Source organism: Amycolatopsis bullii (assembly GCF_014654205.1).
In the GTDB taxonomy this organism is placed as follows: Bacteria; Actinomycetota; Actinomycetes; order Mycobacteriales; family Pseudonocardiaceae; genus Amycolatopsis; species Amycolatopsis plumensis.
Genome location: NZ_BNAW01000038.1, coordinates 48,189 through 73,509, shown reverse-complemented (window position 1 = coordinate 73,509; position 25,321 = coordinate 48,189). Strand labels below are relative to the sequence as shown.

28 protein-coding genes are annotated in these 25,321 nt (G+C 71.6%); 14 read left to right on the top strand and 14 right to left on the bottom strand.

Annotated features, from left to right (window positions below; all coding sequences use genetic code 11):
• Nucleotides 1-7: 7 nt before the first annotated feature.
• The 5 genes from IE317_RS31865 to IE317_RS31845 all read right to left on the bottom strand — a co-directional run bounded on the left by IE317_RS31865 (nucleotide 8) and on the right by IE317_RS31845 (nucleotide 4,327).
• On the bottom strand, nucleotides 8-739 hold the full coding sequence (locus IE317_RS31865) for a lipoate--protein ligase family protein (RefSeq protein ID WP_191315070.1): 732 nt from the start codon (nucleotides 737-739) through the stop codon (nucleotides 8-10).
• Nucleotides 736-2,124, bottom strand: coding sequence for an NAD(P)(+) transhydrogenase (Re/Si-specific) subunit beta (locus tag IE317_RS31860; RefSeq protein WP_191315069.1), 1,389 nt, complete (start codon nucleotides 2,122-2,124; stop codon nucleotides 736-738). The genes IE317_RS31865 and IE317_RS31860 overlap by 4 nt, the downstream gene beginning before the upstream one ends.
• Nucleotides 2,121-2,435 carry an NAD(P) transhydrogenase subunit alpha gene (locus IE317_RS31855; RefSeq protein WP_191315068.1) on the bottom strand — a complete coding sequence of 105 codons (315 nt, stop codon included), beginning with the start codon at nucleotides 2,433-2,435 and terminating at the stop codon, nucleotides 2,121-2,123. The genes IE317_RS31860 and IE317_RS31855 overlap by 4 nt, the downstream gene beginning before the upstream one ends.
• A complete protein-coding gene (locus tag IE317_RS31850; protein ID WP_191315067.1) occupies nucleotides 2,432-3,544 on the bottom strand; it encodes a Re/Si-specific NAD(P)(+) transhydrogenase subunit alpha in 1,113 nt (370 codons plus the stop codon). The genes IE317_RS31855 and IE317_RS31850 overlap by 4 nt, the downstream gene beginning before the upstream one ends.
• A gap of 123 nt (nucleotides 3,545-3,667) precedes the next feature.
• Nucleotides 3,668-4,327 carry a TetR family transcriptional regulator gene (locus tag IE317_RS31845; protein WP_191315066.1) on the bottom strand — a complete coding sequence of 220 codons (660 nt, stop codon included), beginning with the start codon at nucleotides 4,325-4,327 and terminating at the stop codon, nucleotides 3,668-3,670.
• Between the two features lie 94 nt (nucleotides 4,328-4,421).
• On the opposite strand from IE317_RS31845, the gene IE317_RS31840 reads away from it, so the two are divergent.
• From IE317_RS31840 to IE317_RS31815, 6 genes are all read left to right on the top strand, one after another.
• The gene (locus IE317_RS31840) at nucleotides 4,422-5,480 is read left to right on the top strand and encodes a ferredoxin reductase (RefSeq protein WP_191315065.1); all 1,059 of its coding nucleotides are present in this window, start codon (nucleotides 4,422-4,424) and stop codon (nucleotides 5,478-5,480) included.
• An 11-nt stretch (nucleotides 5,481-5,491) separates the two neighbouring features.
• The gene (locus IE317_RS31835; RefSeq protein ID WP_191315064.1) at nucleotides 5,492-6,598 is read left to right on the top strand and encodes a fatty acid desaturase family protein; all 1,107 of its coding nucleotides are present in this window, start codon (nucleotides 5,492-5,494) and stop codon (nucleotides 6,596-6,598) included.
• Nucleotides 6,599-6,605: 7 nt separating this feature from the next.
• The gene (locus IE317_RS31830; RefSeq protein WP_191315063.1) at nucleotides 6,606-6,806 is read left to right on the top strand and encodes a hypothetical protein; all 201 of its coding nucleotides are present in this window, start codon (nucleotides 6,606-6,608) and stop codon (nucleotides 6,804-6,806) included.
• A gap of 301 nt (nucleotides 6,807-7,107) precedes the next feature.
• Nucleotides 7,108-8,406, top strand: coding sequence for a sensor histidine kinase (locus IE317_RS31825; RefSeq protein ID WP_191315062.1), 1,299 nt, complete (start codon nucleotides 7,108-7,110; stop codon nucleotides 8,404-8,406).
• Between the two features lie 9 nt (nucleotides 8,407-8,415).
• Nucleotides 8,416-9,060: a response regulator gene (locus IE317_RS31820; RefSeq protein ID WP_191315061.1), complete on the top strand. Its 645-nt coding sequence runs from the start codon at nucleotides 8,416-8,418 to the stop codon at nucleotides 9,058-9,060.
• 16 nt (nucleotides 9,061-9,076) lie between these two features.
• Nucleotides 9,077-9,487, top strand: coding sequence for a secondary thiamine-phosphate synthase enzyme YjbQ (locus IE317_RS31815; protein WP_191315060.1), 411 nt, complete (start codon nucleotides 9,077-9,079; stop codon nucleotides 9,485-9,487).
• Here IE317_RS31815 and IE317_RS31810 read toward each other — a convergent pair.
• A complete protein-coding gene (locus IE317_RS31810) occupies nucleotides 9,425-10,417 on the bottom strand; it encodes an ABC transporter permease (RefSeq protein WP_191315059.1) in 993 nt (330 codons plus the stop codon). The genes IE317_RS31815 and IE317_RS31810 overlap by 63 nt on opposite strands.
• Nucleotides 10,418-10,522: 105 nt before the next feature.
• Between IE317_RS31810 and IE317_RS31805 the strand changes: the two genes are divergently transcribed.
• From IE317_RS31805 to IE317_RS31795, 3 genes are all read left to right on the top strand, one after another.
• Nucleotides 10,523-11,218, top strand: a complete 696-nt coding sequence (locus IE317_RS31805; RefSeq protein WP_191315058.1) for an HAD family hydrolase — start codon at nucleotides 10,523-10,525, stop codon at nucleotides 11,216-11,218.
• A 22-nt stretch (nucleotides 11,219-11,240) separates the two neighbouring features.
• Nucleotides 11,241-11,417 (top strand): hypothetical protein, encoded by a 177-nt coding sequence (locus tag IE317_RS31800; RefSeq protein ID WP_191315057.1) that lies wholly within the window; start codon nucleotides 11,241-11,243, stop codon nucleotides 11,415-11,417.
• A gap of 144 nt (nucleotides 11,418-11,561) precedes the next feature.
• The gene (locus IE317_RS31795) at nucleotides 11,562-13,688 is read left to right on the top strand and encodes a bifunctional lysylphosphatidylglycerol flippase/synthetase MprF (RefSeq protein WP_191315056.1); all 2,127 of its coding nucleotides are present in this window, start codon (nucleotides 11,562-11,564) and stop codon (nucleotides 13,686-13,688) included.
• Here IE317_RS31795 and IE317_RS31790 read toward each other — a convergent pair.
• Together IE317_RS31790 and IE317_RS31785 are read right to left on the bottom strand one after the other, a co-directional pair.
• Nucleotides 13,666-14,256 (bottom strand): hypothetical protein, encoded by a 591-nt coding sequence (locus IE317_RS31790; RefSeq protein WP_229903022.1) that lies wholly within the window; start codon nucleotides 14,254-14,256, stop codon nucleotides 13,666-13,668. The genes IE317_RS31795 and IE317_RS31790 overlap by 23 nt on opposite strands.
• Nucleotides 14,257-14,359: 103 nt before the next feature.
• Nucleotides 14,360-15,601: a citrate/2-methylcitrate synthase gene (locus tag IE317_RS31785; RefSeq protein WP_191315054.1), complete on the bottom strand. Its 1,242-nt coding sequence runs from the start codon at nucleotides 15,599-15,601 to the stop codon at nucleotides 14,360-14,362.
• A 67-nt stretch (nucleotides 15,602-15,668) separates the two neighbouring features.
• Here IE317_RS31785 and IE317_RS31780 point away from each other — a divergent pair, with 67 nt between their 5' ends.
• Nucleotides 15,669-16,901 (top strand): MFS transporter, encoded by a 1,233-nt coding sequence (locus tag IE317_RS31780; RefSeq protein WP_191315053.1) that lies wholly within the window; start codon nucleotides 15,669-15,671, stop codon nucleotides 16,899-16,901.
• Here the strand turns inward: IE317_RS31780 and IE317_RS31775 are convergent.
• Nucleotides 16,892-17,722 (bottom strand): hypothetical protein, encoded by an 831-nt coding sequence (locus tag IE317_RS31775; protein ID WP_191315052.1) that lies wholly within the window; start codon nucleotides 17,720-17,722, stop codon nucleotides 16,892-16,894. The genes IE317_RS31780 and IE317_RS31775 overlap by 10 nt on opposite strands.
• On the bottom strand, nucleotides 17,722-19,470 hold the full coding sequence (locus IE317_RS31770) for a proline--tRNA ligase (protein WP_191315051.1): 1,749 nt from the start codon (nucleotides 19,468-19,470) through the stop codon (nucleotides 17,722-17,724). The genes IE317_RS31775 and IE317_RS31770 overlap by 1 nt, the downstream gene beginning before the upstream one ends.
• 123 nt (nucleotides 19,471-19,593) lie before the next feature.
• Here IE317_RS31770 and IE317_RS31765 point away from each other — a divergent pair, with 123 nt between their 5' ends.
• The gene (locus IE317_RS31765; RefSeq protein ID WP_191315050.1) at nucleotides 19,594-19,947 is read left to right on the top strand and encodes a VOC family protein; all 354 of its coding nucleotides are present in this window, start codon (nucleotides 19,594-19,596) and stop codon (nucleotides 19,945-19,947) included.
• Nucleotides 19,948-20,000: 53 nt separating this feature from the next.
• Nucleotides 20,001-20,903, top strand: coding sequence for a 2-hydroxyacid dehydrogenase (locus IE317_RS31760; RefSeq protein ID WP_191315049.1), 903 nt, complete (start codon nucleotides 20,001-20,003; stop codon nucleotides 20,901-20,903).
• Here IE317_RS31760 and IE317_RS31755 read toward each other — a convergent pair.
• Genes IE317_RS31755 through IE317_RS31745 form a run of 3 tightly spaced genes read right to left on the bottom strand, consistent with a single transcriptional unit; the run spans nucleotide 20,884 to nucleotide 22,925 of the window.
• A complete protein-coding gene (locus tag IE317_RS31755) occupies nucleotides 20,884-21,054 on the bottom strand; it encodes a DUF397 domain-containing protein (protein WP_191315048.1) in 171 nt (56 codons plus the stop codon). The genes IE317_RS31760 and IE317_RS31755 overlap by 20 nt on opposite strands.
• Before the next feature lie 16 nt (nucleotides 21,055-21,070).
• Entirely contained in the window at nucleotides 21,071-21,904 is an 834-nt protein-coding gene (locus tag IE317_RS31750; RefSeq protein WP_191315047.1) for a helix-turn-helix domain-containing protein, read from the bottom strand.
• 55 nt (nucleotides 21,905-21,959) lie between these two features.
• Entirely contained in the window at nucleotides 21,960-22,925 is a 966-nt protein-coding gene (locus tag IE317_RS31745; RefSeq protein WP_191315046.1) for a GNAT family N-acetyltransferase, read from the bottom strand.
• Nucleotides 22,926-22,980: 55 nt separating this feature from the next.
• Between IE317_RS31745 and yaaA the strand changes: the two genes are divergently transcribed.
• Nucleotides 22,981-23,727 carry a peroxide stress protein YaaA gene (gene yaaA, locus IE317_RS31740; protein ID WP_191315045.1) on the top strand — a complete coding sequence of 249 codons (747 nt, stop codon included), beginning with the start codon at nucleotides 22,981-22,983 and terminating at the stop codon, nucleotides 23,725-23,727.
• A gap of 28 nt (nucleotides 23,728-23,755) precedes the next feature.
• Nucleotides 23,756-24,151 (top strand): VOC family protein, encoded by a 396-nt coding sequence (locus tag IE317_RS31735; protein ID WP_191315044.1) that lies wholly within the window; start codon nucleotides 23,756-23,758, stop codon nucleotides 24,149-24,151.
• 17 nt (nucleotides 24,152-24,168) lie between these two features.
• Here IE317_RS31735 and IE317_RS31730 read toward each other — a convergent pair whose 3' ends face one another.
• Nucleotides 24,169-25,242 carry an NAD(P)/FAD-dependent oxidoreductase gene (locus IE317_RS31730; RefSeq protein ID WP_191315043.1) on the bottom strand — a complete coding sequence of 358 codons (1,074 nt, stop codon included), beginning with the start codon at nucleotides 25,240-25,242 and terminating at the stop codon, nucleotides 24,169-24,171.
• Nucleotides 25,243-25,321 lie beyond the last annotated feature (79 nt).

The following is a 25,321-nucleotide window of genomic DNA, read 5'->3' as shown; positions in this document are numbered from 1 at the left end:
CGGATGGTCAGGCCGCGCGCTGGGCGCCGTCGGCGTGCCAGGACGGGTAGCGGTAGCGGGTGTGCAGCAACGCCCGCTGCTGCGCCAGCTCGGCGGCCGACGGCGGCCGGGGCACGAACGTCCCGAGCAGCTGCGACGCCGCCGCGCGCACCGCGGCCTCGACCGCCGGGAACCCGGGCCGCAGGCCGTGCTCGGCCAGCGACGCCACGGGGCTGCGGTGCGAGTCCAGCGGGCGCGGGTCCGGCGGCGCGCTGGTCAGGTACCGGCCGACGAGCCCCGCCGACGTCTCGACCAGCAGCGTCGAATGGGCCAGCAGGCCGGTCCTGGTGCGGAACACGGCGAATCCGCACAGCTTCGCGTCGTCGATGAACAGCCCGCGGTCGCCGATCCGCGGCACCAGCCCGAGCTGGTCGACGGCGGCGCTCATCACCTGGCCGAGCGCCTCCAGGGGCCGGTCCGCCGGGCCGGGCAGAACCAAAGTCACGTTCAGGTTGCCGGGGTCGTGGAACACCGTGCCGCCGCCGCTGGCCCGCCGCAGCACCGGGACGCCGTCGCGCTCGCACTCCGGAACGCGCACCTCGCGGGCGATCCGCTGCCCGCGTCCCACCACGACGCACACCGGGTTGCGCCAGAGCCACAGCACGGGTGACTCCGGCGCAACCCGGAGGAGCGCTTCGTCGAAAGCGAGGTTTTCGGCCGGATCCGTGAACGCCGCACGAACATCCGACCCGGTCGTCATAGCGCCTTGAGTTCCTCCACGATCTCGCCCACCGACGACTTGGCGTCCCCGAAGAGCATGCTGGTCTTCGGATCGTAGAACAGGTCGTTGTCGATGCCGGCGAACCCGGAGGCCATCCCGCGTTTCAAGACGATCACGGACCGGCTCTCGTTGACCTTGAGGATCGGCATCCCGTAGATCGGCGAGCTCGGGTCGGTCTGCGCGGCCGGGTTCGTGACGTCGTTCGCGCCGATCACCAGCGCGACGTCGGTCTGGGCGAACTCGGAGTTGATCTCGTCCATCTCCTTGAGCTGCTCGTAGGGCACGTCGGCCTCGGCGAGCAGCACGTTCATGTGCCCGGGCATCCGGCCGGCGACCGGGTGGATCGCGTACGCGACCTGGATGCCCTTCTTCTCCAGCAGCTTCGCCATCTCGCGGACGGTGTGCTGAGCCTGCGCCACGGCCATGCCGTACCCCGGCACGACGACGACCTTGCTGGCGTACGCCATCTGGATCGCGGTGTCGGCCGCGCTGGTCGAACGCACCGGGCGCGCTTCCTTCTCCCCGCCGCCGGCCGCCACCGCCGGGCCGCCGCCGAAGCCGCCCGCGACGATCGCCGGGATGGACCGGTTCATCGCCTTGGCCATCAGGTTGGTCAGGATCGAGCCGGACGCGCCGACGATCATGCCGGCCACGATCAGCGCCGTGTTGTCCAGCGCCAGGCCCATCGCCGCGGCCGAGAGCCCGGTGAAGGCGTTGAGCAGCGAGATCACGACGGGCATGTCCGCGCCGCCGATCGGCAGCACGACCGTGAGCCCGAGGATGCCCGCCGCGACCAGCAGCCCGATGATCAGCAGCTCGTTGTCGTTGCCCGCGATGATGAGCACCGCGCACACGACCGCGATGGCCAGGAGCAGCAGGTTGACCGGCTGCTGGAGCTTGCCGAGGGTGATCGGGCGGCCGCTGATCAGCTCCTGGAGCTTGCCGAAGGCGACGTTCGAGCCCCAGAAGGAGATCGACCCGATGATGGCGGCGAACAGCGACGCGATCGCGATGTACGCCGGTTCGTGCGCGTAGCCGTCGGTGGAGTTGAACTCCACCCACGCGATGAGCGCGACCGCGCCGCCGCCGACGCCGTTGAACAGCGCCACCATCTGCGGCATCGCCGTCATCTTGACCTTGCGCGCCGACGGGACGCCGACGACCACGCCGATCCCGACGCCGAGGGCGATGAGCACCCAGTTGCCCATCCCCGGGGTGAGCAGCGTCGCGATCACGGCGATGCCCATGCCGACCGCGGCGATCCAGTTGCCGCGGACCGCGGTGCGCGGGCCGGTCAGGCCCATCAGGCCGTAGATGAAGAGGGCGAACGCGATGATGTAGAGGATCGCGATGAAGTCGGTCACTTCGCGTCCTCCTCGTCGGCCGGGGCGGGCTTCTTGGCCTTGAACATCGACAGCATCCGGTCGGTGACCAGGAACCCGCCGACGACGTTGATCGTGCCGAAGGCGATCGCGATCACCAGCAGGATCTTGTTGAACACGCCGTCGACGCCGAGGCCGAGCACGACCAGCCCGCCCAGCAGCACGATGCCGTGGATGGCGTTGGTGCCCGACATCAGCGGCGTGTGCAGCGTGTTGGGCACCTTCGAGATGACGGCGAAGCCGACGAACCCGGCGAGCACCAGCACCGCGAGGTTCTGCACCAGGGGACTCATGCCGGGCTCCCTTCGCGCCCGGCCACGCAGGCACCGGCGACGATCTCGTCTTCGAAGTTCAGCTCCAGCGCGCCTTCCTTCGTCACGAGCAGCTCCAGGAGCTCGACGACGTTGCGCGCGTACAGCTCGCTGGCGTGCGAAGGCATTTCGGCGGGCAGGTTCAGCGGGGACGAGATGGTGACGTCGTGCTCCACGACGTCCTCGCCCGGCTTGGTCAGCTCGCAGTTGCCGCCGGTCTCGCCGGCGAGGTCGACGACGACCGACCCAGCGGGCATGCCCTTCACCGCGTCCGCAGTGACCAGCGTCGGCGCCTTGCGGCCCGGGACCAGCGCGGTGGTGATCACGACGTCGAACTTCGTGATGGCTTCGGTGAGGCGCCGCTGCTGCTCCTCGCGCTCTTCCGGCGTCAGCTCGCGGGCGTACCCGCCTTCGCCGACCGCCTCGATGCCGAGGTCGAGGAACTGCGCGCCGAGCGACTTGACCTGCTCGGCGACCTCCGGGCGGACGTCGTAGCCGGTGGTCTGCGCGCCGAGCCGTTTCGCCGTGGCCAGTGCCTGCAGGCCGGCGACACCGGCGCCGAGCACCAGCACCTTGGCCGGCGGGACGGTGCCCGCCGCGGTGGTGAGCATCGGGAAGAACCGCGGGAGCTTCTGCGCGGCGAGCAGCACCGCGCGGTAGCCGCCGATGCTGGCCTGTGACGACAGCGCGTCCATCGCCTGCGCGCGGGAAATCCGCGGGATCGCCTCCATCGCGAAGGCGCGTAACCCATCTTCTTCGAGCTTCGCGAGCCCCTCCGGGTTGCCGCGCGGATCGAGGAACCCGACGAGCACGGCACCCCGGCTCAGCTTCGCGACCTCCTCCGGCGATGGCGGGTTGACCTTCACGACGATCGGCGCGCCCCAGGCGTCGCCGAGTTCGGCGCCGGCTTGGGTGTACGCGTCGTCACTCAGGTGCGCGCCGGATCCGGCGCCCGGCTCGACGACCACGCGCAGCCCGCGCTGCGCGAGCCGCCCGACGAGCTTGGGCACCAGGGCGACCCGCCGCTCCCCGGGGCGTGATTCGGCCACCACACCCACGGTGAGCTGCTGACTCTGTTCGCTGTCCGTCACACGACCTCCTCATCGGCGAGGCACGATCCGAGGGTTGTACCACGCCGGACCGGCAGTCCCCAGTGACCTGGGTCGCAAGTCTGCCGGTTGTGCCGGGAAATACGAGCGCCGTCGAGGAAACGTTCAGGTCGTTTTCCAGTGCGGGACGCCGAGCAGGACCAGCCGCAGCCGTTTTTCCGCCGTTCCGGTGATTTTCGCGTCTTCACCTGGGCGGGCTTCCAGCAGTTCGACAATGGTCGTCAGCATCACGGAAACGATCAAGTCGGCCAGCATGTGCAGGTCTTCGGTGCTCCACGACCGCAGCGGCGCGAACCGCGCGAGGTCGATCGCGAGGTCGCCGGAAAACATCCGCAGTTCGACGCCGATCGCCTGGGCGAGCGGGCCGCCGGCGTACCGCTCGCGGGTGAGGAACCGGAAATGGTCCTCGTGCGCCCGGACGAATTGGTGCACCGTGGCCACCGAGGCGCTGATCATCCCCTGGTAGGTGTCCGGATCCGTGCGGGCGGAGCGCATCATGCCGCGCAGCGTGCGCGTCGCCTCTTCGACGAGGGCGACGCCGAGGTCCTCCATCGTGGCGAAGTGCCGGTAGAAGGCCGTCGGGACGATGCCGGCGCCCTTCGCGACTTCGCGCAGGGAGAGCGTGGCGAACGGGCGGTCGGCCAGCAGCTCCAGTGCGGTGTCCAGCAACGCCTGGCGGGTGCGCAGTTTGCGCTCCTGGCGGCTCACCGGCGTCAGTGGTTCGGACACATCTTCCAGCGTACGGGTGTCCACCGCGTTGCTCACGTCACATCCTCGGGGTCTCGCGTTGACAGGCTGTCCACTCCTGCAGTGCACTATTGAGTGTACAGTCGTTCACTGTAACCGAGGAGGTTCGGAGATGACGGCGCTCATCCCCCGGCGGGTGCGCGGCCTCGCCTCGCTGGCCGAGGCGCTGCTGACGCCGCACGGGATGGACCGGTACCTGGAGCTCGTCGACCCGATGCTGGTCCGCCGCGAGATCCGCGGGCTGGTCACGGCGGTGCGCAAGCAGACGCCGGACACCGTCACCCTCACCGTCCGGCCCAGCCGCGCGTGGCCCGGCTTCACCGCCGGCCAGTACGTCCGCATGCAGGTCGAGATCGACGGCGTCCGGCGCACGCGCTGCTATTCGCCGTGCGGTTCGCAGTACGACCGCGAACTGGAGTTCACGGTCAAGGAGCAGGGCCTGGTTTCCGGGCACCTGAACCGCGCGATCGGCGTCGGCTCGGTGGTCAATCTGTCCACTCCGGACGGCGCGTTCACGCTGCCCGTGGCGCGCCCGGACCGCGTGCTGCTGATCAGCGGCGGCAGCGGCATCACGCCGGTGCTCGCGATGGCCCGCACCCTGGTCGCGGAGGGCCACCCGGGCGAGATCGTGTTCCTGCACTACTCGAACGGCCCGGCCGACGTGCTGTACCGCACCGAACTGGCCGAGCTCGCCGCCCGGCACCCCGGCCTGCGGGTCGTGCACGCCTACACCCACACCCCCGGCGGCGACCTCACCGGATTCTTCTCGGCCGAGCACGTCGAGCCGCGGTTCCGCGACGCGGAGACGTTCGTCTGCGGCCCGAAGCCGCTGATGGACGCCGTCCGGGCGGAGCTCGGTGAACGCGTGCACACCGAAGAGTTCACGCCGCCGGCGCTGACCTTCGACACCGCGGACGCCGAAGGCCGGGTGCGGTTCAAGCGCAGTGGCCGCGAATGCGCCAACTCGGGGAAACCGTTGCTGGAGCAGGCCGAGGAAGCCGGGCTGTCACCGGAGCACGGCTGCCGGATGGGCATCTGCTTCTCCTGCACCCAGCTGAAGACCGCCGGCCGCGTCCGCAACGCGCGGACCGGTGAGGTTTCCGGCGACGAAGACGAAGAAATCCAGCTCTGCATCTCCGTCCCGGTCGGGGACGTCGAGATCGACGCGTAGGGAGTTTCACCATGACCGGTCTGCAGGACCGCCTGACCCCGGAACAGGTCGAGGAGTTCGGCCGCGAGCTCGACGCGCTGCGGCAGCGGATCGTCGACGACCTCGGCCAGGAGGACGTCGACTACATCCACGACATCATCAAGACCCAGCGCGGCCTGGAGGTCGCCGGGCGGGCGCTGCTGTTCGCCGGGTTCTTCCCGCCGGCGTGGCTGGCCGGCGTCGGCGCGCTCTCGCTGGCCAAGATCCTCGACAACATGGAGATCGGCCACAACGTCATGCACGGCCAGTACGACTGGACGCGCGACCCGGCGCTGAGCTCGCAGCGGTTCGAGTGGGACACGGTGGCGCCCGCGGAGAACTGGCGGCACTCGCACAACTACATCCACCACACGTACACGAACATCGTCGACAAGGACCGCGACGTCGGCTACGGCATCCTGCGGATGGACACCGCCCAGAAGTGGCACCCGTACTACCTGGGCAACCCGGTGTACGCGACGCTGCTGGCGATCTTCTTCCAGTGGGGCGTCATGCTGCACGACCTCGAGGTCGAGAACGTCGTCAAGGGTTCCCGCAGCTGGGCCGACAACGTGCCGGTGCTGCGCCGCATCGTACGCAAGGCCTCCCGGCAGATCGGCAAGGACTACGTCCTGTTCCCGCTGCTGACCGGCCCGCTGGCCCCGCTGACGTTCCTCGGCAACGCGACGGCGAACCTGACCCGCAACCTGTGGGCGTTCGCGATCATCTTTTGCGGCCACTTCCCGGCGGACGTCGAGAGCTTCACGGAAGAGGAGACGGAGTCGGAGTCGCGCGGCCAGTGGTACCTGCGCCAGATCCTGGGCTCGGCGAACATCACCGGCGGTCCCCTGTTCCACATCCTGAGCGGCAACCTGTCCCACCAGATCGAGCACCACCTGTTCCCGGACATCCCGGCGCGCCGGTACCCGCAGATTGCCGGCGAGGTGCGCGAGATCTGCGAGAAGTACGGGCTGCCGTACCACACCGGGCCGCTGCGCAAGCAGCTCTGGTCGGTGGCGAAGAAGATCGTGAAGCTGGCCCTGCCCGCCCCGCAGTCCCCGGCTACCGTGGAACCCGACCGGCAGCTCCGAGCAGCGTGAGGGTGACATGGTGGGCCAGTTCGAACGCGAGAAGGACACCCTGCAGGTGATCACCGAATCAGCGGCGACGCACGTCGGCAACATAGCGAGCATCGTCACGGGCGCGATCCGCGACATCGCGCGGGAGACGGGCGAGTGGCTCACCGACGTGATCGAGATGCGGGAAGCCGCGCAACGGGCCCGGGAGGACGACCCGGACACGCCCTGACCCGAGTGCTGCTACCGGTGGGCACCGATGAGTCATCACCGGCCATCCGCTGAACCGGTCCGCGGCCTCCGGAATTGTGGATAACCCGGCCGGGATCGGCGGTGGGCCCCGAAAACTGTCGGTGCCCACCGGTAGCGTGGAATTCGGGGGGCGCCCCCGCGCGGGGGTTGCATGCGGGGGCTCGCAGCCCGGCCCCGCACGTCACCACCCCGAGCGGCACGACCCGCCCGCCACAACCCCGCGCGTCACAACCCCGAGCAGCACCTCCGGCCTTCCCGGGCCGAAGCCGGGGGAAAACCGGATGGGCCCACCGCCCGCCCCGGGCAACACTGAACCCGTGACCACCCTCGCCCCACCCCACCCGCTGCGCCGCGTCTTCGGCCCCCTCGCCACGCGGGACTTCCGGGCCGAGTACCTCTGGCTCTGGCTCGCCGCCCCGCTCACCGCCTTCGCGCTGCTCAGCTTCCTGGCCGTCCTCGTGCTCGGCCTCTGGCTCACCCCCGTGCTGCTGGGCTTCCTCGTCCTCGCCGGTGCCGTCTTCTACGCCCGCGGCCTCGGCGCCGCCCACCGCCGGCTCGCGAAAGGCCTGCTGGGCGTCAGCGTTCCCGCCCCGCGGCGGCCCGAACTCAAGCCCGGGCTGTGGAGCTGGTTCAGAGCGCGCGTCGGCGATCCCGCGGGCTGGCGGGCGGCCGGTTACCTGCTCCTGCGGCTGCCGCTGACCTTCGCCGGCGTCCTCACCGTCTTCGCCGCGACCCTCTACAGTTTCGCCGCCACCCCCTACTCCTTCTTCTGGTTCCCCATGGGCGAACGCCGGCTGCCCGTCTTCGGCATCCACGCCGACAACTGGGCCGGCGCGCTGGCCTGGTCGGCGTCCGGGCTGCTCGTGCTGGCCGCGCTGCCCCGCCTGACGCACGCCTTCGCCGCCCTCGACCGGCTGCTGGTCGTCGGGCTGCTCGGCGAACGCGAGCTGTCCGAACGCGTCCGCGACCTCGAAGCGAGCCGCGCGACGGCGGTCGAGGACGCCGCCCTGCGGCTGCGGCGCATCGAACGCGACCTCCACGACGGCGCCCAGGCCCAGCTCGTCGCGCTGGCCATGAAACTCGGCCTGGCCAAGGACGAACTGGCCGACGTCGACCTCCCGCAGGTCAAAGAGCTGGTCACCGCCGCGCACGCGAACGCCAAGCAGGCCCTCACCGAGCTGCGCGACCTCGCCCGCGGCATCCACCCGGCCGCCCTGGACGCGGGCCTCGACGTCGCCCTCGCCACGCTCGTCGCGACCTCCGGCATCGACGCGCGGGTCGCGGTCGACCTGCCACGCCGCCCACCGCCCTCGCTGGAGACGATCGTCTACTTCAGCGCCGCCGAGCTGCTCACGAACGCCGCCAAGCACGGCGGGACGACACTCGTCGAAGTCACCGAAACCCGGGACCTCCTCCAGCTGCGCGTGCGCGACAGCGGCCCCGGCGGCGCCCGGATCGTGCCGGGCGGCGGGCTGGCCGGCGTCGCGGAACGGCTGCGGACGGTCGACGGCGAACTGACCGTCACCAGCCCGCCGGGTGGTCCGACCGAAGTGACCGCGCGGGTGCCCCTGCCCCGCTAGGGTCGCGTCATGCGGATCGTCATCGCGGAGGACTCCACCATCCTGCGCCAGGGTCTCGTCGAGCTGCTGACCTTCCGCGGCCACGAGGTCGTCGCCGCGGTGAAGGACGCCGACGCCCTGCGCGAGGCGGTCACCGGCCACGCCCCCGACGTGTCCATTGTGGACATCCGGATGCCGCCGACGCACACCGACGAGGGCCTGCGGGCGGCGATCGCGCTGCGCCGCGAGCTCCCGGGCTGCGCGATCCTGCTGTTCTCCCAGTACGTCGAGACGAAGTACGCGGCCCAGCTGCTGGCCGGCCGCGCGGGCGGCGTCGGCTACCTGCTCAAGGACCGCGTCGCCGAGGTTTCGGACTTCCTCGACGCGCTGCGCCGGGTCGCGGACGGCGAAACGGTCCTCGATCCCGAAGTCGTCAGCCAGCTGTTCTCGGCGACGCGCCAGACCGACGCGCTCGGCGGTCTCACCCCGCGGGAGCGCGAAGTGCTGGGCCTGATGGCGGAAGGCCGGTCAAACTCCGCGATCGCGACCGGGCTGTTCCTCTCGCCCGGCTCGGTCGAGAAGTACGTGACGTCGATCTTCGGCAAGCTCGGCCTGCCACCGTCCGAAGGGGACAACCGCCGGGTGCTCGCGGTGCTGCGCTACCTCGAATCCTGAGCCTAGGCTGGACCGCATGTACTCCACCGAGATCGAGGTCCGCACCGGTTCCGAAGCCGTCGTCCACGACCTCACCCACGAGGCCGAGGCCTTCCTGCGCGACGCCGACGCGACCGACGGGCTGCTGCACGTCTGGGTCCCGCACGCCACCGCCGGGCTGGCCGTCCTGGAAACCGGCGCCGGCAGCGACGAGGACCTGCTGACCGCGCTTGACGAGCTGCTCCCCCGCGACGGCCGCTGGCGGCACCGGCACGGGAGCCCGGGTCACGGCCGTGACCACGTGCTCCCGGCGCTGGTACCGCCCTACGCGACGATCCCGGTGCTCGGCGGCGTCCTCGCCCTGGGCACCTGGCAGTCGATCTGCCTAGTGGACACCAACCTCGACAACCCCGTCCGCAAGGTGCGGTTCAGCTTCCTGGCGGGCTGACCGGACCGGCCACAGCGCCACCAGCAGGCCCGCGGCCAGCAGGGCACCGAGCACCCACAGGGCGGTCGTCACGTCCGGTGCGTCCGGCACGCCCTGCAGCAGGCTGCGCAGGCCTTCGGTGGAGAACCGGAACGGCGTCCACGACCACAGCAGCGCGCGGTAGGCCGGGTTCAGCAGCTCCGGCACCTGCCCGGCCACGGCCGGCGCGACCAGGTACAGCGGCGCGAGGACGGCCATCGCGCGCAGGCCCAGCAGGCGCAGCAGCCCGGCCTGCAGCGCCGCGAACGCCGTGGCGGCGAGGAAGACGAAGCCGAGGACCTCCGCGGTCAGCGGCAGCGTCGAATCCCATAGCGCGAAGAACCCGGCCACCACCGCCGTGATCAGCACGCCGGCCCCGATGACCTGCAGGAACCGGGCGCCGGCCCCGACCGTCCGGCCCGTCCGCTTCGCGAGCTGGATCAGCGCGAGGCCCGCGAGGAGCGCGCCGATCCACGCCAGCGCACTCGCGGCCAGCGGCGCGACCCGGCCCGCGAGCCCCACCGGGTGCAGGACCTCCTGCTTCGGCGGGCCGGCCAGCGCGGTGGCGGCGCCGGTCAGCGCCTGCTGCGCGACCTGGGTGCCGGCCGGGTTGACCGCCCCCGAAGTCACGACGGTGGCGGACGGCCCGGGCGCGAGTTCGAGCACGCCGTAGACCTTCTTGTCTTCCAGGAGCTGCCGCGCTTCGGCCGGGGCCGCGACGGTCCAGGCGAGCTGGCCGCCGCCGTGCGCGGCGATCCGCTGCGCGATCTCCGGCGGCGCGGCGACGGCGACCGGGACGCCGTCGGGCGCGACGGTGGCCTGCGCGCCGAAGGTGAGGAATCCGAGCACCACCGCCACCAGCGCGCCGGCCAGGGCGGCGACCAGGGCGAGCGCCCCTGCGGGACGGGTCATCACTGCCTCCACTTATTCGTCACTCGTTGAATTACGACTCAAGGTACGACCCGGCCGCCGAGAAGTCAACGCGCGTTGAATAGCCGTCCCGGTAGCCTCGGACCCGTGACGAAGAAGCGACTGGTGCTCTGGGACATCGACCACACGCTCGTGGACTTCTCCGAACTGGGCGCGGCCTGGTACGGGACCGCGTTCACCACCGCGACCGGGGCGGCCCTGCGCGTGCACCCGGTGTTCGGCGGCCGCACCGAACGCGCGACGACGACCGACCTGCTCACCGCGAACGGCTTCGAGGCCACGGAAGAGACGATCCAGGCGCTGTTCCAGGCCCTGGTGGCGGAGTCGGAACGCCACCGGCACACGTTCGCGGAGACGGCCCGCGCGCTGCCGGGCGCGGCCGAGGCGCTGACCGCGTTCGCCGCCGGTGGGGACGTCGTGCAGACGCTCGTCACCGGCAACCTGCCGGAGATCTCCCGGCACAAGCTCGTCCCCTTCGGCCTGGACGAGCACCTCGACCTGGAGATCGGCGGCTACGGCACGCTGTCGGTGCACCGCCCCGACCTGGTCCCGCACGCGGTGGAACGGGCGGCGGCCAAGCACGGCACCGAGTTCGCCGCGGACGCGGTGGTGGTCATCGGCGACACACCGAACGACGTGCGGGCCGCGGTGGACAACGGCGTGGTCTCCGTCGCCGTGGCCACCGGGCACTATTCGGCCGAGGAACTGCTGGCGGAGGGCGCGCACACGGTGCTGCCCGACCTGACCGACACCGAAGCGGTCCGGCGCGCGGTCCTCGGCTGAGCCGCATCGAGGGGGCGGAAGCGTGAGCAAGAACAAGAAGAACTGGATCATCGCCATCGCCTTGGTCCCGGTGGCGGCAGCCGGCTTCTACTACACCCTCTCGGATCCGCCGACCTGGTGGGTGGGCATCGCGGCAGCGGTCATCGGACTTGCTCTCATGCTGCTGATGGGCTGGATCGCCATCCGTCCCGAGAAGTAGCCTTGAGGCCGCCGACCACCTGCTGACCTGCGCGCATCAACCTTGGGAGGGGTAAACCCTCAGCCGAAAGTACGACACCCTTAGGGGAAATCTCGTTCCCTTGCCTGATGCCGGTGGCGCCGGGAACTCGACAGACTCTTCCCCATGACTCACGCAGGGGCGGCGGCCAGGCCCGCCGGAGGGGGACGCATCCGGAGCACGGTGGCCGTTCTCCGACAGCGGTTGCCGTTCACCAGCGGCGTCACGCTCGCGATGCTCGTGCTGGCCGTCGCGACCGGGGCACTCTGGAACGCGGCCGAGGAGCGGGCGGTGTACCCGTTCGTCGCCTACGGGCTGCCGTCGCTGGAGGCGGGCCGGTGGTGGACCATGCTCACCGGGCCGTTCTTCGCCGTCATCCCTTGGTACTACGTCCCGATGGTCGGCAGCTTCGCGCTCTTCGCCGGCTTCGCCGAGTGGAAGCTGGGGACGCGGCGCGCGATGGCCGTGACCATCGGCGGCCAGTTCGTTTCGGTGCTCGTCGCGACCCAGTTCCTCGCGCTGTGCCGCAACTCCGGCTGGCTGTGGGCCGAGCGGGTCGCGGGCAGCCTCGACGTCGGGTTCTCCGGCGGCGCGCTCGCCGCGGTCGCGATCGCCAGCGCGACCCTGCGGCCGCCGTGGGCGTTGCGCCTGCGGGCCGGGCTGTGCGTGTACGCCGGGGTCGCGATCGTCTACGTCGGCACGCTGGCCGACCTCGTGCACTTCTTCGCGCTGCTGCTGGCGCTCCCGCTGGGCAAGCGCCTGGTCGGCACGCGGCGGGCCGGGGCGCAGGCGACCCCGAACCTGCGGGAGTGGCGGGTGCTGGTGGTGGCGGGCCTGCTGCTGCTCACCATCGCCGAGATCGTGATGTTCCTGGTGCCCGGCGACGGCCCGTTCGGTTCCGACGACGGCGTTTCCCTGTCGGCGCCGGAGCTCGTCGTGCTGGTCCTGCTGGTGGTGCCGATGCTCAACGGCCTGCGCAAGGGCGGCCGGGTCGCGTGGCGCTGGGCCGTCGCGCTGTCGGCGTTCGTGACGCTGCAGGGGCTCGCGGTCGCCACGCTCGTCGGGCTGGCCGACGTCTTCGGCGGGGACTACGACACCGCGGGCCTGCCGCTGTTCTTCGTGGACAATCTCTTGTGGACGGTCGAACTGGCGGTCCTGATCGCTGCGCGGCACGCCTTCCGCGTCCCTTCGCGACGCCGGCTGCGGCGCCACGCGCAGGGTCCGGGGCCGGCGCTGGCCCGCAGCCTGCTGGGGCGCCACGGCGGCAGCACCCTGTCGTGGATGACGACCTGGCCGCGCAACACCTACTTCGTCCGCGAGGACGGCCGGTCCTACCTCGCCTACCGCCGCCACGCGGGGGTCGCGGTCGCGCTCGGCGACCCGATCGCCCCGGACGGCACCGCGGCCGCCACGGTCACCGAATTCGCCGCGATGTGCGAGAACTCCGGGCTGGTGCCGTGTGTGTTCTCGGCGACGGAAGCCACCGTCGCGGCGACGCGCGAGCTCGGCTGGCAGCACGTCCAGGTGGCCGAGGACAACGTGCTGGACCTCGACGGCCTCGAGTTCCGCGGCAAGGCGTGGCAGGACGTCCGCTCGGCGCTGAACAAGGCGGCCAAGCAGGACATCGAGTTCCGGCTGGTCCGCCTGGCCGACCAGCCCGAGCCGATCCTCGCGCAGGTCCGGGCGCTGTCGGAGGAGTGGATGTCCGGCAAGGCCATGCCGGAGATGGGCTTCACCCTCGGTGGTCTCGACGAGGCGATGGACCCGGCGACCCGGGTCGGCCTGGCGGTCGACGCGGAGGGCACGGTCCACGGCGTGACGTCGTGGCTGCCGGTCCACACGGGCGCGGGCAAGATCGGCGGCTGGACGCTGGACATCATGCGCCGCAGCGCCCACGGTTTCCGCCCGGTGATGGAGTTCCTCATCGCCTCGGCGTGCCTGGCGTTCCGCGACGAAGGGGCGCGGTTCGTCTCGCTGTCGGGAGCACCGCTGGCCCGCAGCGGCGACGGCTTCCCGGCGCGCCCGGTGGACCGGGCACTGGAGTCGCTGGGCCGCGTGATGGAGCCGTACTACGGATTTCGTTCCCTGCACGCGTTCAAGGCGAAGTTCCAGCCGCGGCACGTCCCGCTGTACCTGGCTTTCCGCGACGCGGCCGACCTTCCGCGGATCGGACTGGCGCTGAGCCGGGCTTACCTGCCGGACGTCCGGCTGCGGCAGCTGGCGAAGCTGGTCAGTAGCTCTCGGGCACGCTGATCCGCTGCGGGAAGCGGATTTTCCGCCTGGTCACGACGTTCTGCTCCTTCGGGATCAGCCGTCCGTCGGTCAGGCGGAGCCAGTGGCCGTTCCGCGAGTCGGTGAAGGCGAGCATCACGCCCGGGGTCATGCCCGGGCGCTGCCACTCCTCGCGGATCGGCATCCGCCACTTGCCGGGCGGCAGGATGGCGTAGAGGTACTCGTCGTCCTCGACGATCGGCCCCCGGTGCAGGGTGGACCCGGTCATCGGCAGGTTGTGCACCAGGTCGAACGAGACGACGACGTGGTTGACCGCCTCGGCGTTCGCGTTGGAGACGACCATGTAGCCGTCCTCGACCCACGCGGTGACCTTCGCGGCCTGTTCCTGCCTCTCCCGCAGGTCCCGTTCCCGCCGGTCGGCCTGCGCGATCCGCCCGTCGCGGATGGCGATCCACAACGCGACCACGACGGCGCCGATCGTGCCGATGCCCCCGACCCACTGGCCGGAGGCACCCCACCAGTCCGGATCCCGCGGCTCGACGAGCCAGCTCCAGGCCTTGGCCAGCAACGGTCCGAAGAGGAGCAGCACGCCGGAAACCGCGAGCACCCCGAACGCGGCGGATCTGATCCGCCTGAGCCGTCTCTCCGCATCCCCACCCGTCATGGGGACACAGCCTGCCGAATTCCGGCGATCAGCGGTAGGTGTCCGCCGAGGGTCCGCGGCGGGCCCGGGCTCCGGTGTAGATCCCCGTCGGCCGGAGCCGGTCCGGTGGTTCGCGGTACTCCTCCAGCGCGTGGGCGATCCAGCCCGCGGTCCGGGCGACCGCCCGGATGGTTTCTCCCGCTCCGGCGACCATCTCGTTCGCGTGGCACAGCACAGCGAGCGCGAAATCGACGTTGGGCCGGATCCGCGGACGGTCCGCGGTCGCGTCGCGCAACCGGACGACCGTGGACTTCAAATCGTTCGGCAAGCCCGTGTCGAGCAGGATTTCCAGGAGCCGGGCGGCGCGTGGGTCGCCCGCGGGGTAGAAGTCTTCGCCGAAGCCCGGCGCCTGTCCGCCGCCGTCGCGCAGGTGCTCCGACAGTTCACCGACCGGGTCCCCGCCGCGCAGAGCGTCCCGCAGGAACCGGTGCGCCAGCCCGGCCGCCGCGCCGTGCCGCGGGCCGTCCAGCACGCCGAGCCCGGCGCCGACCACGGCGTACGGGTGGGCTCGCGTCGACGCCGCGAGCCGGGCCGCCATCGTGGAGGCGGCGAGATCGTGGTCGGCCAGCAGCACCATTGCGGCGTCCAGCGCACGCAAGGCTTCGTCGGTGGGCGGTCGTGAGGTCAACGCGGGCCACAGCCGCGCGGCCAGGGAAGGCTGCCGCGGCTCGGCGCCGATTTTCGGCAATGCTTCGGCCAGCACCGCCAGCAGGGTGCGCCCGGTCCGCACGACAGTGTCCGGCTGGACGTCGTAGCGCAACGGATCGGCGGTGGCGGCGGCCGCGACGACAATCGGCAGCAGATCGCACGGACGAGCGTCCGCGGCGAGCGGCTTGATCGCGGTCTTGGCCCTCTTCGTCGTGGCGGCCGGCGCGGACAGCCTCTGTGGTTCGTCGAGTGAACCCGTCCACAGGAGAGCGACGACGGCCTCGAACCCGGCGGAACCCGCCAACCGGGCGACGTCCTCGCCGCGGTAGTACAGCCTGCCGTCCGTTATGGACGTCAGCCTGGTCTCGATCGATGACGTCGAGCCCTTGGCCGGGACGCCGCGGGCGTGCTTCGCGGCCAGCTGCCGCACCTCGTCCGCCGCGAACCGGCTCGACCTGCCGTCCTCTCCGCGCCGCCGGCTCAGGAGGCCCCGGCTGACGTAGGCGTACACCGTCTCCGGCTTCACCCCGAGCAGCCGGGCGGCCTGGTCGGTGGTGAGCGCCGCAGTTTCGTCCGTGGCCATGGGGATAGCTTCTCACATTGATTCAGTCAAGATTGACGAGGCTGATCAATGTGATGATGCTCAATACATGCGAGGGAAAACGGGATGGCGCGGCACGGCTCCCCTGCACGTCCCGGCCTACCGCCGGTTGTGGACCGTCGCCGCGCTTTCGCATTTCGGCACCTGGATGCACAACACCGCGGCCGCGGCCCAGCTCGCGAACTTCTCGGCCGTGCCGGCGGTCAACGCCCTGCTGCCGGCGGCCGCGACGCTGCCGGTCTTCCTCCTTGCCTTGCCGGCGGGCATGCTCGCCGACCGGATCGGCCGCGGCACGGTCCTGTTCTGGGCCAATGCGGCGAGTGCGCTGACCGCCGCACTGTTCGCCGCGCTCGATTTCGCCGGAGCGCTGGGACCGGGCGCGCTGCTGGCGCTGACGTTCGCGCTGAACGCGGCTTGGGCGGCGGCCTACCCGGCGTGGAACGCCGAGGTTTCCTCGACGCTGCCCGGGGAGCTGATCAAGGACGGGGCCGCGCTCAACAGCCTGTCGTTCAACATCGCCAGGACGCTCGGGCCCGCGGCGGGCGGCTGGCTGTTCGGCGCCGTCGGCGGGCTGCCGGTCTACGCGGTCAACGCCTTGTCGTTCGCCGGTTTCGTGCTGTGCTTCCGCGATTCCCGCCGGATCGGGCAACTGGACGACGGCCCGGATGGCTGGCGTGCGGGGTGGCAGGAAACCACCACGTTGCTGCGCGAATCCGTTCCGTACCGCGCTTTGCTGACCCGGACCTGGCTGTTCTTCCTCCTGGCCCAGGTGATGTTCGCGCTGACCCCGGTGTACCTGCTGACTGTGCGACGGCTCCCCGAACCCGTCGTCGGGCTGGCGCTGGCGGCGTTCGGCGTCGGCGCCGTCTGTTCGGCGGTCGCTTACCCGGCGGTCCGGCACGTCGTGACCGACCGCGTGCTGCGGGCAGGTTGCGCTTCGGCCGCCGCGCTCGGGCTGGCCGTGCTTCCGCTGGCGGAGCACGTCGGCCTGCTGCTCGTGGTGGCGACGGTCTTCGGCGCGGCCTTCGCCGGCACGATCACCATGAACAACGCCTTCCTGCAGCTTTCGGTGGCCCTGCGGCTGCGGTCGCGGGCGGTCGCGCTCTACACCGTCGTCCTCTACGGCGCGCAAACCCTCGGGGCGCTGGCTGCCGGCGCCCTGGCGAACCTGTGGGGTGTCGGCCCCGCGGCCTGGGTGGCGGCGGCCCTGCTCGTCGTCTCCGCGTTGGCCGGACTGCCGGCCGGATCGGAGCCCCGCGACCGTTCCGGCGATCAGCGGTAGGTGGTGGGTGGCGGAGTGGTCGTGCTGCGGGCCGCTACCGGGACGAACCGGTAGCTGCGCACGATCCGCTCCAGTTCCTCGCGCGCGGAACGGTCGCTGTCCGCGTAGGCCACCACCACGCCGGACGTCCCCGAATTCCCGCCGAAAGCCAGCGTCGCCACCGCGGCGTGCCGGGTCGCGCACTCCCCGGGTGCCGCCGGCGTCACCTCGGCGACCACGACCCGAGCGGGAATCGCCGTGCCGTCGGCCTTCGTGACCTGCGCGTCCGCACCCGGGCCGACCTGGGGTGATCCGCCGTACGCGGCCGTGGCCAGGTCCGTCGCCGCCTTGCGGGCTGCCGCGTCGAGGTCCGTCAGCGGCTCGGTCGTCACGCCCGCGCCGCCGCACTTGGCCAGGAACGCGCTCGTGATGAGCCGGATCCCGTCCCAGCCGTGCTGCGTGCCGGGCGACGGCTCCCAGTTCGGCGGGACGTCGTAGGCGTACGAGCCGTCGCGGCCCGCCACGGACTGCCACCCCGCGACCGCCGCCGGCACCGCCGCGCGCGGCGAAGGCGTCACCACCACCGGCGCGGGCGGCGGCGAAGAGGACGCCGGGTGCTGCTTGCCGACGCCCAGCGCGTTCAGCACGCCCGCGACCAGGGCGATGAACACCAGGCCGAACCACGGCGCCCGCCGCCACTTCAGCGGCTTCGGCCTCGCGCGGATGCGCTTCGGCTGGGCGCGCGGCGCGTCCGCGGGTTCGTAACCGCCGAACCCGCGAAGCGCCGCGTTGTCCTCATACCCCGGCGCCGGGTCTTCGGAGCGCCGGGAGAACACACCCATCAGGAGCGGACGAGCTTGACCAGGTGCTCGACGACGGCGTCGACCGCGATCTCCTCGCGCTCGCCCGAACGCCGGTCCTTGACCTCGACGACGCCGTTGGCCAGGCCGCGCCCGACGACCAGGATGGTCGGCACGCCGACCAGCTCCGCGTCCGCGAACTTGACCCCCGGGGTCGCCTTGCGGTCGTCGAGGATGACCTCGACGCCGGCCGCGTCCAGCTCGGCGGCGATCTTCTCGGCGCCGGCCGCGACCGTCTCGTCCTTGCCCGCGATGACGATGTGCACGTCGAACGGCGAGACCACCCGCGGCCAGATCAGGCCGAGGTCGTCGTGGTTCTGCTCGGCGAGCACGCCGACCAGCCGCGAGACGCCGACGCCGTAGGAGCCCATGGTGATCCGGATCGGCTTCGAGTCGGGGCCGAGCGCGTCGACCTCGAAGGCGTCGGTGTACTTGCGCCCGAGCTGGAAGATGTGCCCGATCTCGATACCGCGCGCGGCGACCAGGGTGCCGTGCCCGTCCGGCGACGCGTCGCCCTCGCGGACCTCGGCGGCCTCGATGGTGCCGTCCGGGGTGAAGTCGCGGCCGGCCAGCAGGTCGACGACGTGGTGGTCGACCTTGTCGGCCCCGGTGACCCAGGCGGTGCCGGGGACGATCCGCGGGTCGGCGAGGTAGCGCACGCCGTTGTCCTGCAGCGCCTTCGGGCCGATGTAGCCCTTGACGAGGAACGGGTTCTTCGCGAAGTCGGCCTCGTCGAGCAGCGCGACCTCGGCCGGCTCCAGCGACGCTTCGAGGCGCTTCATGTCCACTTCGCGGTCGCCCGGGACGGCGACGCAGACGAGCGTCCACTCGTCCGAGCCCGGCTGGCGCGTCTTGAGCATGACGTTCTTCAGCGTGTCCGCGGCGGTGAACGTGCGGCCCAGGCCGGCGTTGTTGAGGAAGTCGACGAGCGTGTCGATGGTGGGCGTGTTCGGCGTGTGGTGCACCTGCGCCTCGGGGCGGCCCTCGATCGGCTGCGCGGGCGGCGCGGGCGTGACGACGGCCTCGACGTTCGCCGCGTACCCGGACTCGGTGCTGCGGACGTAGGTGTCCTCGCCCGTTTCGGCGACCGCGAGGAACTCCTCGGACGCCGAGCCGCCCATGGCGCCCGACGTCGCCTTCACGACGACGTACTCGAGGCCGAGGCGGTCGAACAACTTGGTGTAGGCGTCGCGGTGGGCCTGGTAGGAGCGCGCGAGGCCGTCGTCGTCGAGGTCGAAGGAGTAGGAGTCCTTCATGACGAACTCGCGGCCGCGCAGGATGCCGGCGCGGGGGCGCGCTTCGTCGCGGTACTTGGTCTGGATCTGGTACAGCGTGACCGGGTAGTCGCGGTACGAGCTGTACTCGCCCTTCACGGTCAGCGCGAAGAGCTCCTCGTGCGTCGGGCCGAGAAGGTAGTCGGCGCCCTTGCGGTCCTTGAGGCGGAAGAGGCCGTCGCCGTACTCGGTCCAGCGGCCGGTGGCCTCGTAGGGCTCCTTCGGCAGCAGCGCGGGGAACTGGATCTCCTGCGCGCCGATGGCGTTCATCTCCTCGCGGACGACGGCCTCGATGCGGCGCAGCACGCGCAGGCCGAGCGGCAGCCAGGAGTACCCGCCCGGGGCGACCCGGCGGACGTAGCCGGCACGTACCAGGAGCCGGTGGCTCGGTACCTCGGCGTCCGCCGGATCCTCGCGCAACGTGCGAAGGAACAACGACGAAGTCCTGGTGATCACTGCGGGGCTCCCTGCGCCGGGCGGGTGTGAAAGTCCCGCTCAGGGTAGTCAATCCCCCCGCCGTGACTCCAACGGGTTACTCGGCGGCCCGTTTTTGTCGGTGGTGCCCGCTAGCTTCGTGGCATGGCGATCCACATGGGCATGATCACGATCGACTGCGCGGACCCGCGGGGGCTGGCGCGGTTCTGGACGGCGGCGCTGGGCACGACGGTGGCGCAGGACTACGAGGGCGAGTTCCTCATCCTCGCGCCGCCGGAGGGCGGGCTGCCCCTGGCGCTGCAACGCGTGCCGGAGCCGAGGGCGGGCAAGAACCGGGTCCACGTCGACTTCGGCGGCGACGATCGCTTGGCGGAGGTGAAGCGGCTGGTGGGGCTGGGCGCGAAGGAGGTGGCGGAGCACGAGGTGCCGGGCCTGGCGTGGACGGTGCTGACCGATCCGGAGGGCAACGAGTTCTGCGTGTCGGCGGGGGTGCACTGAGAGCTGAGCAGTTTCGCCCGGTTGCTGCCCGCGGTAGCGGGTAGAAAGGCGGCATGAGCGCTCGCGTACTGCTGCCGTGGACCGACATCGACGTGCCGGAGGAGCTCGGCGCCGCGTACTACGACGGCGTCGGCGCCCCTCCGGCGAACCTCGGCGACGTCGAGGTCTACGTGCTGCCCTACGACCGCGGGCCGGAGCCGCCGAAGCTGATCGGGGAACTGCCGTCGCTGCGGGTGGTGCAGTCGCTGTCGGCCGGGGTCGAGACGCTCGTGCCGCTGCTGCCCGGCGGCGTGCGGCTGGCGAACGGCCGCGGGCTGCACGACCTGAGCGTCGCCGAGCACGCCCTCGCGCTCATCCACGCGGCGCAGCGGGACCTGCCCCGGTGGTTCGCGCAGCAGGCACGCGGCGAGTGGGCGCGCGAGCACACCCGGTCGCTGGCCGACAGCCGGGTGCTCCTGGTCGGGTACGGCTCCATCGGGCAGGCCATCGAGCGCCAGCTCGTCGCCGCCGAGGCCGTGGTGACGAGGGTGGCGAGCCGCCCCCGTCCGGACCAGGAGGTCCACGGGGTCGCCGAACTGCCGGCGCTGCTGCCCGAGGCCGACATCGTGGTGCTGGTCCTGCCCGACACCCCGGCCACGCGAGGTCTCATCGGCCCGGCCGAGCTGGCCGCCCTGCCCGACGACGCCCTGGTGATCAACGTCGGCCGCGGCACGGCGATCGACACGGAAGCGCTGCTCGCCCAGACGAGCACCGGGCGCCTCCGCGCCGGTCTCGACGTCGTGGAACCGGAGCCACTGCCCGCGGACCATCTACTGTGGACGGTGCCGGGCGTGGTGATCACCCCGCACATCGCGGGCGGATCGGCGTCGTTCTATCCGCGCGCGAAGAAGCTGGTGGCAGAGCAGTTGCGGAGATACGTGAAGGGTGAGGAGCTGCTCAACGTCGTAGAGAGCTGACGGCGGCGGCCCACGCGGCGCGGGAGACGGTCAGTTCCCCGTGCTCCCGGGCCTTCGTGTCCCGGATGGCGATCGAGCGATCGAGCTTCACCTCGACGCACTCGGATTGGCCACCGCTGTAGCTCGACTTGCGCCAGGTGACGTTCTCCATGCGACAGCCTCCCGGGTTATCGTGCGACCTCCCGGAACAGGTCCCGGGTGGCGTCTTCGCTCAACGCCCTGTTAGCCAAGATCTTAGCCTGGCGCCGGTAGTCGCGGACAACATCTTCATCGTGCAGGAATGCGGTGGCATGGGAACTTTCCAGGTGCACGATGGGCGGCAGAGAACCGAATTCATACAGGACAAACGGGCCGATCAGCCCGGGGTGATAACCGATGTTCCGCGGCACTATCCGCAGCGAGACATTGGGAAGATCGGCCACCCGGGTCAGGTGGTCCATCTGATCGGACATGATCTCGGCGCTGCCGATCTGCTCGCGGATCGCCATTTCGCCGAGGAATGCGGTCAGCCGGACCGGTTCCGGCTTCACCAGGATCCGCTGGCGCTCCAGCCGCGCCACCAGCATCGCGTCGGCTTGCGCCAGGCCGATCTCGGCATTGGTCAGCACATCGCGGGCATAATCCGGCGTTTGCAAGATTCCCGGCAACACCGCCAGCGACCACATCGTGATGCGGGTGGCGGTGCGCTCGTACTCGACGATCCCGCTCAGCGCGGGCGGCAGGTCCGACGGGTTCGAGTCGAGCCAGTTGTCGTCGCGGGCGTGCCTGGCCAGGCGCATCATGCGGTCGTAGGTCACGTCGTCGACCCGCAGCGCGCCCAGCAACCTCGCCACGTCCTCGGGCTGCGGCACCCGCTGTCCCTTTTCCCACGCCGACAGCAACTGCGGCAGAATCCGGACCATCCGGGCGAGTTCGCGCAGCCCTTTTCCCCGCGCTACCCGCACTTCACGCAGCGAAGCGGCCAATGCCCTCGAACCGGGCGAGGTGGAAGTCGGCTTCATGTCGTGATGGTACGAATGCCGTCCATTCCCCGATCGGCGGTGGGGCGTCCCACATTCAGGACAGCACGTACACGTGCCATTCGTCGTCGACGCGATATCCGCACCGTTCGTAAACACCCAGCGCGCGGTGCGCATTGTCGACGTCGACGTTGAGGGCGGACCGGTCGAATCCCGCGTTCTTCGCCGCGCGGAGCGTGTGCCCCAGCAGCCCGGACGCGACGCCGCGGCCGCGCAGCACCGCCCGGGTTCCCACCCAGGTGGCGTAGTGCTCGCGGATGCCCGTCGCCTCGGTTTCGGACGCGTAGTGGTGGCTGAGGACGAACGCCAGCACCTTGTCACCGTCACTGTCGCCGTCGAGCACGAGGAACGACAGGTCCGGGCGGAAGTCCTTCGAGCCGGTGACCAGGTGGCGCCAGGCGTCGGGCCCGTAGACCGTGCTGCCCCAGTGGCCGGCGAAGGTGTCGTTGCGGGCGGCGAGGGCGGCGAGGTCGTGCTCGAAGCCGAACGGCACCGCCTCGATGCCGTCCGGCAACGGGGGCTGTGGCGGCAGGTCGGCGAGGCTGACGCGCATGGTGACCATCGTCCGGCGGTGGGTGTAGCCCGCGCGGGTGAGGACGCCGGCGATCCAGCGTTCGTTCTGGTGGCTGCCGTGGTGGAGTTCGAGCGGCGCGCCCGGGAAGGCGCGCTCGTGGACCTCGCGGCTCGTGCGCGCGAACCACTCGACCAGGTGAGTGCCGACGGCGTCGGTCCGGTGGTCCGGCTGCACGACCGACTGGATCCGGATCATGTGCACCGGTTCGGCGGCGTCGCGGCGGCGGGCCAGGCCGTAGCCGACCAGGTCGTCGCCGGCCCAGGCGCCGACGGTGGCGCGGGCCAGGTCGACGTTGGGGCCGGCCAGCTCCTCGCGGAGGTCTTCCGCGCTGAAGTGCTCACCCGTCCGGTCGACTTCCTCGGCCGCCGCGTAGAGCCGGGCGAGGGCGGGAGCGTCGTCCAGGGTCAGCGGGCGCCAGGTCAGGTCCATCCCGCGAGGCTAGGCCGGACGGCGGCGCCGGTGCACCCCGATTTACGCTCGCGGTGTGCTGGTGCTCCTCCCCCCTTCCGAGACCAAGGCCGACGGCGGCCGCGGTGCCCCGCTCGACCTCGACGCGCTGTCGTTCCCCGAGCTGAACTCGACGCGCGCGAAGCTCGCCGACGCGCTGGCCGAGCTGGCCGCCGACGTCCCCGCGAGCATCGCGGCCCTCGGCATCACCGAGCGGCAGGCGGGCGAGGTGGCGCGCAACGCGCAGCTGTGGACGTCCCCGACGATGCCGGCGCTGCGCCGCTACACCGGCGTGCTGTACGACGCGCTGGACGTGAAGAGCTTCACGAAGGCGGGGCTGGAGAAGGCCCACCGGCGGCTGGCGGTGACGTCGTCGCTGTTCGGCGTGGTGTCGGCGACCGACCCGATCCCGGCGTACCGCCTCTCGGGCGGCAACTCGCTGCCGGCGCTGGGCACCGTCCGCGGGCTGTGGAAGCCGGTCCTCGAGCCGGTGCTGCGGGAGGTGGAGGGCCTGGTGGTCGACCTGCGCTCGGGGACGTACTCGGCGTTCGCGAAGCTGCGCCCGGACGCGGTGACGGTCCGCGTGGTGACGGAGAACGCCCGCGGCGAGCGCGTCACGGTCAGCCACTTCAACAAGGCGTACAAGGGACGGCTGGCGCACGTGCTGGCGGCCACCCGGGCCGAGCCGTCCACTGTGGACCAGTTGGCCAAGGTGATCACCAAGGCCGGCCTGGTGGTCGAGCGCACCGGCGAGCACGCGCTGGAGCTGGTCACCGAGGGCTGACGGGCCGGAGGCCGGTTAAGGTCGGGGTGTGCTCGGTCACCTGGGGATCAACGTGCCGGACCTCGGCGCGGCCAAGCGGTACTACGACGCTCTGATGCCGCTGGTCGGCTTCGAGCCGTTCCTGAGCGCCGGCGACCAGTTCGCGTACCGGCCTGCGGGCGGCAAGCCGGGCACGTTCCTGTTCTTCTACCCGGCGACCGACGGCGGTGTCCACCGCGCGGAACGGACGGGGCTGCAGCACCTGGCGTTCATGGTCAAGACCCGCGCGGCCGTCCACGCCGTGCACGACCACGTCCGCTCGACCGGGGACGCGGTGCTGCACGAGCCGCAGGACTTCCCGCAGTACCCGCCGCCCTACTTCGCGCTGTTCTGGCTCGACCCGTTCGGCCTCAAGCTGGAAGCCGTCTGCCACCACGACCGCTAGCGAGGGCCGGGACTCCGTCAGAACCGGTCCGGGGCGAACGGGCTCAGGTCGAAGCCCGGGTCCTCCCCCAGCGCCACCGCCGCGACCAGCTTTCCCGCGAAGGGCGCGTTCGTCAGCCCGCCCGCGCCGAAGCCCGTCGACACCGCCAAGCCCGGCCTGATCGAACCCAGCACCGGGAGACCGTCCGGTGTGCCCGGGCGGAAGCCGACCCGGGTCTCCGCGAGGGTGGCGTCCGCCAGGCCCGGTGCCACCGCCAGCGCGTTGTCCAGCACCTCACGCTGCCCAGCCGCCGTGACGCGGTAGTCGAAGCCCGCGTCCGCCTCGCGCGTCGCGCCCGCCACCACCCGGCCGCCACCGAAGGCCAGGAGGTAGTGGCTGCCGGGCCGCGGCAGGACCACCGGCCACGCCGCCGTCTCCGTGCCCGGCAGGTCGAAGTGGCTGATCTGGCCGCGGTGCGGCGTCACCGGCAGGTCGATGCCCAGCGGGGCCAGCAGTTCGCGGCTCCACGCGCCGGCCGCCACCACCACGCTGTCCGCTTCCAGGGGACCGTCCGGGCCCGCGACCGTGCCGTCCGCGCGGAAGGCGACCTCGCCCTCGGCGAACTTCGCGCCCCGGCGCTCGGCGGCCGCCAACAGGGCACGGCGCAGCAGGTGGCCGTCGACGCGGCCGGCGCCCGCGAAGTGCACCGCGCCCAGCCCGGGCGCCAGTGCCGGGAACAGCTCGCGGGCCTGCGCCGGGTCGAGGCGCCGGACCTCGCCGATCTCGGGCGCGTCCGCCGCCCGGGACGTCAGCCGCTCGTGTGCCTCGGCCAGTTCCGCGTCGTCGGCCGAAACCACCATGCCGCCGACCACCTCGAACGACGAACCTTCCAGCTCCGCGGTGAACTCCCGGTAGTACCGGGCGGCCGCCGCCGCGAGCGGGTACAGCGCGTCGTCCCACTGCGATGTCCACGGGCTGACGATGCCGGCGCCGGCTTCGGTCGCCGTCCCCGGGCGGGCCGCGTCGGCCACGATCACTTCCGCGCCGCGGCCCGCGAGGTGCCAGGCCGTCGCCGCGCCGCCGATTCCGCTGCCGATCACGAGCACTCGCATTCCCCCACCCTGCCCGATCTTGCCGCGCCGCGGCCAGCGAGATGATCCACGCCGGCGCCCGGCCGGTCGTATGCTGCGC